Here is a 10,535-nt window from a genome sequence, read left to right as displayed (position 1 = left end):
CTTTGCCTGCACGTACGGGGGAACAATATATTCAAGGAATCAAGAAGGCAAAAAATAACGTTTGGATTCATGGTAAAAAAGTAGATGATGTACCTTCTCATCCAGCATTCCGAAATATTGTGAGATCCATTGCCAACCTGTATGACCTCCAGCATGAAAAAGCAGACAAGATGTTATATACCTCTGAGACAACAGGCGATCACGTAGGGCTTTCGTTTATCGCACCAAAAACGGTGGAAGATCTGATCCGCCGCCGTGAGATGATTTCGGAGTGGGCGGGCTATACAGGCGGTATGATGGGACGTACGCCTGATTACTTGAATACAAGTGTGATGGCATTCGGTACATCAGGAAGTTTCTTTGCTCAAGATGATCCAATGTTCGCCGAAAACGCTAGAAAGTATTATGTCTATTGCAGGGAAAATGACATCAGTTTAACACATACGCTGATTCACCCGCAAACGAACCGTTCTAAAAAGCAAGCTGAACAAAAAGATCCATACCTATCCGCACGAATTGTAGAAAAGAACAAAGATGGGATCGTTGTAAAAGGCGCTCGATTACTTGCTACACTTGGCGGAGTAACCGATGAGATAGTCGTTTTCCCTTCAACGTTAAACAAGGCGTCATCTGATGATGATCCATACGCAATGGCTTTTGCGATCCCGAACAATACGGAGGGATTGAAGTTCTTATGCCGTGAATCCTTTGACCAAGGCAGAAGCCAGTGGGATCATCCGCTAAGCTCTCGTTTTGAAGAGAGTGACGCAATTGTTGTATTTGATAATGTTCTTGTTCCATGGGAGCGTGTTTTTGTCAGCGGCAACTCTGACATTTGCAATCGCACTTATGTAGAGACAAATGCGATAGTTCATATGGCTCATCAAGTAATAGCGAAGAATACAGTTAAAACTGAGTTTGTCCTTGGTGTAATTCTGAACATGATGGAATCCATTGGAATCGATGTGTTCCCGCATGTTAAAGAAAAAGCGTCTGAAGTGATGCTGATCTTAGAGACAATGCGTTCTCACTTATATCGTGCAGAACACAATGCTTCGATTGATAAGTACGGCAATATGACACCTGACTTTGCTCCATTAAACGCAGCGCGTAACTGGTATCCGAAGATGTATCAGCGCATTGTGGAGATCGTGAAAATTCTTGGTGCATCTGGCTTAATGGGGATACCAACTGAAGCAGACTTCAATGCTGATGACATCGGCGAACTGGTTCACCGCTATACACAAGGTGCAAACATTGATGGATATGAGCGAACTCAACTATTCCGGTTAGCATGGGATATTTCAATCAGCACGTTCGGCGGACGCCAAGCACTATATGAATATTATTTCTTTGGGGATCCGGCGCGTATGTCGAATATTTATTATGACCAGTTCAACAAAGAGCCATATAAGGCAATGGTAAAGGACTTTTTGAACCGTGTGAAATCCTCAAGTCATAATTATACGAGTGTATAAGGAGGTGCAGATGTTGGATTTTAACATTATACGTATCGCGCGAGTTGTCATGAACGTGACTGATCTCAACGCTTCCCGTGATTTTTATGTAAACGCTCTAGGGTTCATTGAAACGGCATCAACTTCAGAATGGATGGCTTTAAGGGGATTAGAAGAGCATTGTCATCATAGCCTTCTTTTGAAAAAAGCCGAACAGCCAGGCGTGCATGCCGTGAGCTACAAAGTGTGGGAAGATGGTCACTTGAAAGCTTTAGAGTCCTTCTTTAAAGGAAAAAGGGCAAAAGTACTCTGGAAAGAAGCTGATAAGTCGGTTGGTATCGGCAAAACACTGTGTGTAGAAGACCCTTCAGGCATTCCTCTCGAGTTTTTTGTCGAAATGGAAGGGGCTGAGCGCTGCATTCAAAAATATGATTTATACCGCGGTGCTCGTGTTCAGCGCATCGATCATATCAACTGTATGGTTCCTGATGTGGAGGCTGCAGTTGCATTCTATACGGATGAACTCGGATTTCGAGTTTCAGAATACACAGCAACTGAAGATGACAGGACTTGGGCTGCATGGCTTCACCGAAAACCAACCGTCCATGACGTAGCATTCATGAATGGTGAAGGGCCTCGTCTTCATCATGTGGGCTTTTGGCTGTCTGACCCGATGAGCCTTATCCACTGCTGTGATGTGATGGCGAGTATGGGATATGCTGATAACATTGAGCGCGGACCAGGACGTCATGGATTATCGAACGCTTTTTTCCTGTATATCCGTGACCCTGATGGAAACCGCATCGAATTGTACAACGGAGATTATTTAACAAGTGATCCTGACTTTAAGCCGGTAAAGTGGGATATTAACGATCCTAGAAGGCAGACGTTCTGGGGACATAAAGCACCTGACAGCTGGTTTAACGAGGCAACCTCATTTTTAGATTTCGAAACGGGTGAGCCAGTTAAACAAAAAAGCCCGACACTCGCGCAGCGCAAGCCGGACTTTGTGACTTGATATAACGTGTTGATGAAAGCTGCCTCGAAGACTAGCAAAACAGATTCGAGGCGGCTTTTTTATTCATATATAAATGAGAGGGGTATCAGAAAATGAAAAAATGGGTTTGGTTATTTGTGATGGCTCTGGTTTTGTTCACGATTTCTGCTTGCAGTGACAGTTCTTCAGGTGAAGGAGATGAGATAATTATCGGAGGAATCTTCTCGGCATCAGGACCAGCAGCACCTCTTGGAAAAGGTGAGATGGATACGGTGAAAATGCTGGTAGATAAGGTAAATGAGGATGGCGGTATCGACGGCAAAAAGATAAAACTTATTTCCTATGATGATAAATCGGATCAGAATGAAGCTGTGTTATCGATGAAAAAGCTCATTGAACAAGAAAAAGTCCATGCTGTGATCGGAGGTACGATCAGCGGGAACACCTTAGCTATGATTCCTCTGGCAGAAAAGTCTGAAATCCCGTTTATCTCACTTGCAGCCAGCAAACAAATCCACAACCCGGATGATAAGTCATCAAGAAAATGGGTCTTTAAGACAGCCCAGGGAGATGATGTAGTAATACCGAAGGTTTTGCAGTATCTAAAAGATGAAGGGTTAACGAAAATTGCCTGGCTGAACGTCGCCAATGCATATGGAACGAGCGGGCATACGGAATTTGCAGCGATGGCAAAAGAATATGGAATAGAAGCTGTTGTTGAAGAAGAATTTGAGGCGACAGTTACCGATGCTAAGGCTATGCTTACACGGGTGAAAAAGGAAAAACCACAGGCTGTAGTCGTCTGGGGTACAGCCCAAGAATCTGCTGTTATTACCAAAAATATTCGTCAGATCGGAATTGATGTTCCCATCATTAACAGCCATGGAATTGGTACAAAACAGTTTATAGAATTAGCTGGAGCGGAGGCAGAAGGAATTATCTTTCCGATTGGCAGACTTCTTGTAGCAGATCAGCTGAGTGATGATGATAAACAAAAAGAGAAGCTATTAACCTATCAAAAAGATTATGAAGCTGAATTTAACGCGCCTCCAAGCACGTTTGGCGGACATTCCTGGGATGCTTTTTATCTTTTGCTAGAAGCGATCAAAAAAGCAAATGGAACTGATCCTGAAAAAGTAAGGGATGCACTTGAAAAAGATACTGGAGGATTCGTAGGGATCTCAGGTGTATTCAACATTAATGAAAAGGATCATAACGGATTATCAAAAGATAGTTTAGTCATGGTAAAAATCAAAGATGGCGGATGGGTGATAAACGAATAGGAGGAACAACAGGTGGAATCGTTAAGTCAGTTAATGCAGCTTTTGTTTTCGGGTCTTACCATAGGGAGCATTTATGCCTTGATCGCTATCGGGTTTGTCATTACCTATAACATCACGGGTGTCCTTAATTTTGCACAAGGAGAGTTTGCCATGCTTGGTGCTCTCCTTACTATCTCTCTATCAAGCGCAGGTCTCCCTCTATATTTAGCCGTAATATTGGCAATTCTAATTGTTATGATGGTTGGCGGGTTCTTTGAAAGAGCAGCGATTTATCCTGCGAGAAAATCGTCTGTCGCAACATTGATCATTATTACAATCGGAGTATCTTTTGTATTTCGTGGAGCAGCCATTTTCATATGGGGAACCCAGCCTCATTCGCTTACTCCTTTTTCAGGAAATTCTCCTATTAGGATTTTTGAGGCTGTACTTCTGCCTCAGAGCTTATGGGCAGTGGGCATCTCATTAGCAGCGCTAGCCGGAATGTATTACTTCTTTAATAAGACTTATACAGGTAAGGCTGTAACTGCATGTGTGATGAACCGTTTCGCAGCCCAGTTGATGGGAATTAAGCCAGAAAAGATGTCTTTTCTTTCTATTTCATTAAGTGCGGGACTCGGCGCATTGGCAGGAATCATCATTGCACCTATTTCCGGTGCTTCTTACCAGATGGGATTAATGCTTGGGATGAAGGCTTTTATCGCGGCTGTTATCGGTGGTCTGACTAACGCGCCAGCTGCTGTTTTAGGTGCATTCTTGATCGGAATAATAGAAGCATTCTCAGAGGGCTATCTATCTTCAGGGTATAAAGATGCCGTTAGCTTTGCAGTATTGCTGCTTGTCTTGTTTTTTATGCCGAATGGACTTTTCTCAAAAAAATCGGGCAAGAGAGTATAGGTGGGAGCATGGATATAAAAAAATTCACTAGAAGTTACAGATTTAATTTATATGGTATTACTGTACTGCTTTTTGCAGTGATCATTTTTCCCTTTCTTGTCCCTTCAAATTATATTATCAGTACGTTTATCTTAATTGGACTGTATGGGATTGTATGTACTGGACTTGTTGTACTAATGGGGCATGCTGGACAAATTTCTCTTGGTCACGCTGCTTTTTATGGGATAGGAGCCTATTCAAGTGCTATTGTGTCGGGGAAATTTGATTTTCCGCCACTTGCCGGAGTATTAACGGGTATCTTAATCGCCTGTATAGTCGCTCTGCTTATCGGTATTCCTTCTTTTAAATTGAAAGAACACTACCTTGCTCTTGCGACACTCGGGTTCGGCGTTATTGTTTTTACCTTTTTAAAAGAATGGACTTCATTAACAGGCGGATTAAATGGCTTTTTTGGCATCCCTCCTTTTGAAGTTGCTGGTTTCTCGTTCACTACAGATCGATCTTTTTACTTTTTAGTATGGGCTGTTCTAGCATTTGGATTGTGGTTTGCGAATAATCTCATACATTCACGGACTGGACGTGCCCTAAAATCAATTCATGGAAGTGAGTCTGCTGCAGAATCAATCGGAATAAACTTAATGACTTCCAAACTTAAGGCCTTAATCATCAGTGCCGTTTTCGCTTCAGTAGCAGGAAGCTTGTATGCACATTACATTAGTTTTATTAATCCTCAGCTTTTTGAAGTTATGACTTCAATCGTTTTTCTGATCATGGTTGTGATAGGCGGAAGTTCTTCACTTTGGGGAGGGCTTGCCGGTGCTATTATCTATGTTTGGCTTGTAGAACTTTTAAAAGACTGGGTTCCTTTATTAGGCTTCTCTACAGGCGGAGAATTTGAGATTGTGTTCTTTGGAGTTCTTCTTGTAGTTCTGTTGATATTTAAGCCTGAAGGACTTATGGGTTCGTGGAAGGAAAGGAAGACTTTATTTTCACCTCAAAAGAAGAAAGTACAGGATAAGAAGGGAGCGGCATTATGAACCTTCTTGAAATAAAAAATTTATCAAAGGATTTTGGCGGAGTACACGCGGTCCAAGATGTTTCGTTCACTATAAAGCAAGAATCGATTACGGCTTTGATCGGTCCGAATGGTGCAGGTAAAACGACCGTATTCAACATGATAACAGGCGTTTTTCCTCCAAGCGATGGAACAATAATACTAGATACAAAGAAGATATCAAATAAAAAGCCGCATCAGATTGCGAAAGAAGGAATCACGAGAACCTTTCAAAATTTGCAGCTGTTTGCTGATATGACTGTTATAGAAAATATTATGGCTGGTATGCACCTTTTAACGAAGGCGGGCGTGTGGAAAGCTGGTTTAAGACTGACATCTGCGAAGAGAGAGGAACAATATATTTACGAAAAATCAATGGAATGGGTTAAAAAGCTTAATCTTGAACAGGAAGCCTATCTTCCGGCAGGGACATTATCATACGGCAAGCAGCGTCTTGTTGAGATTGCCAGAGCGGTAATCACACAACCAAAACTAATTTTACTTGATGAACCGATGGCCGGACTGAACCACAATGAATCTGCAAAACTTGCAGATCTACTCCTTGATATGAAAAAAGAAGGAAACACTTTTTTACTCGTAGAGCATGACATGGAAATCGTTATGAGAGTTGCTGATCATATTGTGGTACTGGATCATGGTGTAAAAATTGCAGAAGGTACACCTGATGAAATCCAGCAGAACGCATCTGTTATTGCTGCTTATTTGGGAAGTGAGGTGACAGTATGATAAACGTTCATAACCTGTCAGTGAATCATGGACATTTAAAAATTATTAAAGAAATTAGCTTCTCTGTTGGCAAGGGTGAGATTGTTTCCATAGTAGGGGCAAATGGAGCAGGGAAAAGCACGTTGCTTGGGGGGATCGCAGGAATTTATCCCCCGGCTTCAGGTTCTATTCGAATGGAAGATGAAGAATTAGCAATGATAAATTCAGTGGCTATTGTCTGTAAAGGAATAACTCTTGTTCCAGAGCGCAGACAAATATTTGATGGATTAACGGTTGAAGACAATCTTATCCTGGGAAGCTATCATCGTTATTCCAAAGAAAAAAAACAGTGTTTACAAGACTTAGAGATGGTCTATGATTATTTTCCTAAACTTGCAACCATGAAGAGCAGACTAGGCGGCTTATTGAGTGGCGGAGAGCAACAGATGCTTGCCATCGGGAGAGGGTTAATGGCAAAACCCAAACTGCTGATGCTTGATGAACCTTCATTGGGGCTGGCTCCTTTAATTGTACGGGATATTATGAACATACTGGTTCAACTCCGTAATGAAACCGGTACTTCAATATTGTTAGTAGAACAAAATATCAAGGCAGCACTTTCTATATCCGATCGTGGATTTGTTTTGGAACGAGGGTCCATTGTACTCGAAGGGGAAGCTGAATCACTGCTTCAAAATCAAAGTGTTAGAGATGCTTATTTGGGTACCAGTCCAAGTTTACAAAAATAAGTGGAAAAAGTTTATTGCATTCAAGTAAGCATCACCTCTTTTATCGCTCGGTTACGTTATGTAGCCGAGTCCTTTTAAATGGTTTTGAGTAGTCGTACATATGTTGCTCCTTCTTTTTTGTATGTATAATTGGAATATGATCGGCTTACAGTTAACGATTTTGTAAAGGGATGATAAAAGTGTTTGTTCTCATTAAAAACGGCGATGTCTTTATTCCTGAGCATATTGGAAAAAAAGACATCCTTTTAGCAGGGTCAAAAATTGCTGCGATTTCCAATAACATTGATTGGCCAGATTCTTTTATTGATGTTCAAGTGATAGATGCAACTGGAAAGTATGTAACACCCGGATTTATAGACAGCCATGTACATATTGCCGGCGGCGGAGGGGAAGGGAGCTTCAAAACACGTACACCTGAACTGTATCTGACAGATGCAACTCTCGCGGGTGTTACTACATTAGTAGGTGTAATCGGAACAGACGGAACAGCAAGAACGATGACCAACTTAATCGCAAAAGCAAAGGCTTTGAAAGAAGAGGGAATTTCTTGTTATGCATACACAGGTTCCTACCAGATTCCCGTTAAAACGTTAACGGGCAGCATAGAAACTGATATTATGATGATTGATGAAATCATCGGTGTAGGAGAAATCGCGATTGCCGATCACCGATCCAGCCAGCTTCAGGCACACGAACTGGCAAGACTCGCCTCGCAAGCACGAATTGCTGGTATGCTGTCAGGAAAAGCGGGAGTAGTAAATATCCATCTTGGGGACAGCAAAACTATGCTTTCTTTAATACAAGAAGTGGTACGTACGAACGATCTGCCGGTCACCCAGTTTTATCCGACCCATATCAATCGCAATCCTTACATATTTGAAGCAGGCATTCAGTATGCCAAGAACGGTGGATTCGTTGATTTTACAACGAGTTCCGTTAAAAAGTATCATGAAGAAGGGGAAGTAAAGTGCAGCAAAGGTTTAAGACTTATGCTTGAAGCTGGTGTACCGATCGAGCAGATTACGTTTACTTCTGACGGTCAGGGAAGCCTGCCGGAATTTAATGAAAAAGGGGAATTAACAGGCTTGCTAATCGGTAAAGTGTGTTCTTTGTATCGAGAGGTTCAAGTGGCAATCCAACAAGAGAATATTCCGATAGAAACCGCACTAAAAGTCATCACTCAAAATCCTGCATCTATACTAAAATTGAAATCAAAAGGAATACTTCAGGAAGGACTGGATGCAGATATAGTACTTTTAGACAGTGAGTCACTGGATATCGATACGGTTATCGCACTCGGTCAAGTGATGGTTCAAAACGGGAAAGCAGTTATTAAAGGAACGTTTGAGTAAAGGGAGTTTTTATCCTCTTCCTTTTCATTTTTCAGATGTGAAAAATATGGTAAAATAAACAGCACACATACAAATACATTTGAGGTGGCGATCACATGGCGAAACAGGAAACACCAACAAAGTTAAGTCCTGAATTGTTTGAACACCTGCAAGGCGAGCAGCTTGTATTACTTGGTACAGTTGACGCAGAATCCAATGCTCCATCCGTAAATGCAATTTCATGGGTAAAGAGTTTATCAGAAGAAAAAATCCGTTTTACAGTAACAAACAATTCCCGAATCGTTACTAACATTCAAGCAAATCCTAATGTAGTGATGACAGTTGTCGGGCTGGAAACCGTTTATTCGATTAACGGAAAAGCGAATATCCTGGAAAATGCTATGGCGGATGTACCTCTTAAGCTTGCGAAAATTGAAGTAGATATTGAACACGTATTTGAGAGCATGTTCTGGGGTGCTAAGATCGTCCAAGAACCTGTTTATGAAAAAACGTATAATGAAAAGAAAGCGAAAGAGCTGGATGAACAGGTATATGCTGCTCTTATGAAGTAAATCTGACAGAATTATGAGGAATGAGCAGAAACCGTCTTAAAGCATGTTAAGGCGGTTTTTATTATACCGAAAAGAGGGGGACTGAAATGACAGCTGCCTGGCGTATGCTGCTTTTATCTGGATTGATATCTGTCTTTACCGGTATATTCTTTGTAACGGATTTGTTAAAAACGAAGTCAGCGGCAGGGATGGGATTATGGGGCTACTTTCTTTTATTTTGGGGGATAGCTGCTGTTATGTTCTCGTTTAAACGGCTGCCGTTTTTTGGGTTGATGAAAGTTTTAGCGGCAGCAGGTATTCTGCTTCATGGATCACTATTTTTATATTGGCTGTTGTTTCCTGAAGGTCTTGGACAGGAATTGGGCAAAGGAAATTCATTTTATGGTATTACCTCAGGGCTTTCCGCTGTTTTCTGCATCTTCATAATCGGAAAAAAGGCAAAGAAAAAAATCCGTTCGCATTCAATTTCAAAATAGTGTGCTTTTTTGAATTATGATAAAATTATAGGAATGAAAGACTCCTTGTTTTTCCTCGATTCAGTTTTAAAAGTGTTAACGATGGCAACGATGAGGGTATGAGGAAGAAAAGGGTGAGCGAACGATGAATTGGAAAAATTGGCAGCAATATTTTACAGAAGACAACATACTTAAATTACTTGAGCAATATCGAGATCTAGGCTTTTTGCCAGGTATTCTATTACCGATGCTTGAATCATTTATTCCAATCTTGCCATTATTCCTTTTTGTAGCGGGTAATGCAGCTGCATACGGATTTTGGTTAGGTTTTATCTATTCATGGGTCGGAGTTTGTTTAGGTTCAGCTATTGTCTTTTTGTTAGTTCGCAGATTTGGACAAAAACGATTCTTGAATTTCTTAAACAGGCATACAAACACAACGCGGATGCTGAACTGGGTGGAACGCCATGGATTTGGAATGCTCTTCTTAATCTATTGTTTTCCGTTCACACCTTCAGCATTAGTTAACGTCGTTGGCGGACTTTCCCGGATTAATGTTAAAACTTTTTTATTAGCTTTAACGCTCGGTAAACTTGTAATGATTGCGATTGTTTCATTCATTGGCTACGATTTCGTAGATGTATTGAAAAGTCCATTAAAATTAGGGTTAATCGTGTTCGGTATATTTGTTTTATGGTTAGGCGGCAAAGTAGTTGAATCCAGATTAAAACAATCGGAACATCAGGCTTAATTTATAGCCTGGTGTTTTTTTTACTTATAGGCTTTTCTAAAAGATTGTTGTTTTTGGATAGTTTATGTAAAGACCTCGTTGACAAGTTGATTGGAGCGCAAGGTGCGAGACTCCTCGAAAATGAAAATCACATTTTCTTCGTGCGATGTAAGGCTTCCGAAGCCTTCCTTGTCCTGAGGGATCAGTGGGACAGACGAGACCCCGCCAGCGTAAAGCGATAGGGTGGCTCACCGCCCGCCCCGCGGAAAGCGGGCATCCTAGAGCAG

11 protein-coding genes are annotated in these 10,535 nt (G+C 41.4%); all 11 read left to right on the top strand.

The features are described 5' to 3' along the window. Positions 1-2: 2 nt before the first annotated feature. The 11 genes from hpaB to ACFW35_RS11925 all read left to right on the top strand — a co-directional run bounded on the left by hpaB (position 3) and on the right by ACFW35_RS11925 (position 10,269). On the top strand, positions 3-1,478 hold the full coding sequence (gene hpaB / locus ACFW35_RS11975) for a 4-hydroxyphenylacetate 3-monooxygenase, oxygenase component (RefSeq protein WP_379845959.1): 1,476 nt from the start codon (positions 3-5) through the stop codon (positions 1,476-1,478). Between the two features lie 13 nt (positions 1,479-1,491). Further along, on the top strand, positions 1,492-2,475 hold the full coding sequence (gene hpaD / locus ACFW35_RS11970; protein ID WP_379847476.1) for a 3,4-dihydroxyphenylacetate 2,3-dioxygenase: 984 nt from the start codon (positions 1,492-1,494) through the stop codon (positions 2,473-2,475). Positions 2,476-2,567: 92 nt separating this feature from the next. Further along, on the top strand, positions 2,568-3,737 hold the full coding sequence (locus tag ACFW35_RS11965) for an ABC transporter substrate-binding protein (protein ID WP_379845958.1): 1,170 nt from the start codon (positions 2,568-2,570) through the stop codon (positions 3,735-3,737). A 12-nt stretch (positions 3,738-3,749) separates the two neighbouring features. Beyond that, on the top strand, positions 3,750-4,631 hold the full coding sequence (locus ACFW35_RS11960) for a branched-chain amino acid ABC transporter permease (RefSeq protein WP_379845956.1): 882 nt from the start codon (positions 3,750-3,752) through the stop codon (positions 4,629-4,631). A gap of 8 nt (positions 4,632-4,639) precedes the next feature. Continuing rightward, complete coding sequence (locus tag ACFW35_RS11955) at positions 4,640-5,668, top strand: branched-chain amino acid ABC transporter permease (RefSeq protein WP_379845954.1); 1,029 nt, start codon at positions 4,640-4,642, stop codon at positions 5,666-5,668. Next, positions 5,665-6,432, top strand: coding sequence for an ABC transporter ATP-binding protein (locus ACFW35_RS11950; RefSeq protein WP_379845953.1), 768 nt, complete (start codon positions 5,665-5,667; stop codon positions 6,430-6,432). Before ACFW35_RS11955 ends, ACFW35_RS11950 begins: the two co-directional genes overlap by 4 nt. Beyond that, the gene (locus ACFW35_RS11945; protein ID WP_379845951.1) at positions 6,429-7,160 is read left to right on the top strand and encodes an ABC transporter ATP-binding protein; all 732 of its coding nucleotides are present in this window, start codon (positions 6,429-6,431) and stop codon (positions 7,158-7,160) included. The genes ACFW35_RS11950 and ACFW35_RS11945 overlap by 4 nt, the downstream gene beginning before the upstream one ends. Before the next feature lie 179 nt (positions 7,161-7,339). Further along, positions 7,340-8,512: a beta-aspartyl-peptidase gene (gene iadA, locus ACFW35_RS11940; protein WP_379845949.1), complete on the top strand. Its 1,173-nt coding sequence runs from the start codon at positions 7,340-7,342 to the stop codon at positions 8,510-8,512. Between the two features lie 95 nt (positions 8,513-8,607). Then, on the top strand, positions 8,608-9,063 hold the full coding sequence (locus tag ACFW35_RS11935; RefSeq protein ID WP_077361867.1) for a pyridoxamine 5'-phosphate oxidase family protein: 456 nt from the start codon (positions 8,608-8,610) through the stop codon (positions 9,061-9,063). A gap of 86 nt (positions 9,064-9,149) precedes the next feature. Next, positions 9,150-9,539 (top strand): hypothetical protein, encoded by a 390-nt coding sequence (locus ACFW35_RS11930; protein WP_379845948.1) that lies wholly within the window; start codon positions 9,150-9,152, stop codon positions 9,537-9,539. Between the two features lie 124 nt (positions 9,540-9,663). Next, a complete protein-coding gene (locus ACFW35_RS11925; RefSeq protein ID WP_379845946.1) occupies positions 9,664-10,269 on the top strand; it encodes a TVP38/TMEM64 family protein in 606 nt (201 codons plus the stop codon). The last annotated feature ends 266 nt before the right edge of the window (positions 10,270-10,535 follow it).

The sequence above is a fragment of the Fictibacillus sp. NPDC058756 genome (assembly GCF_042746035.1).
Classification (GTDB): domain Bacteria; phylum Bacillota; class Bacilli; order Bacillales; family Fictibacillaceae; genus Fictibacillus.
This window is presented reverse-complemented; position numbering and strand designations above follow the sequence as displayed.

Coding starts and splice junctions, on each gene's coding strand:
- ACFW35_RS11965 (WP_379845958.1), top strand. CDS start 2,568: ATGAAAAAATGGGTTTGGTTATTTGTGATGGCTCTGGTTTTGTTCACG.
- ACFW35_RS11955 (WP_379845954.1), top strand. CDS start 4,640: ATGGATATAAAAAAATTCACTAGAAGTTACAGATTTAATTTATATGGT.
- ACFW35_RS11950 (WP_379845953.1), top strand. CDS start 5,665: ATGAACCTTCTTGAAATAAAAAATTTATCAAAGGATTTTGGCGGAGTA.
- ACFW35_RS11945 (WP_379845951.1), top strand. CDS start 6,429: ATGATAAACGTTCATAACCTGTCAGTGAATCATGGACATTTAAAAATT.
- ACFW35_RS11935 (WP_077361867.1), top strand. CDS start 8,608: ATGGCGAAACAGGAAACACCAACAAAGTTAAGTCCTGAATTGTTTGAA.
- ACFW35_RS11930 (WP_379845948.1), top strand. CDS start 9,150: ATGACAGCTGCCTGGCGTATGCTGCTTTTATCTGGATTGATATCTGTC.
- ACFW35_RS11925 (WP_379845946.1), top strand. CDS start 9,664: ATGAATTGGAAAAATTGGCAGCAATATTTTACAGAAGACAACATACTT.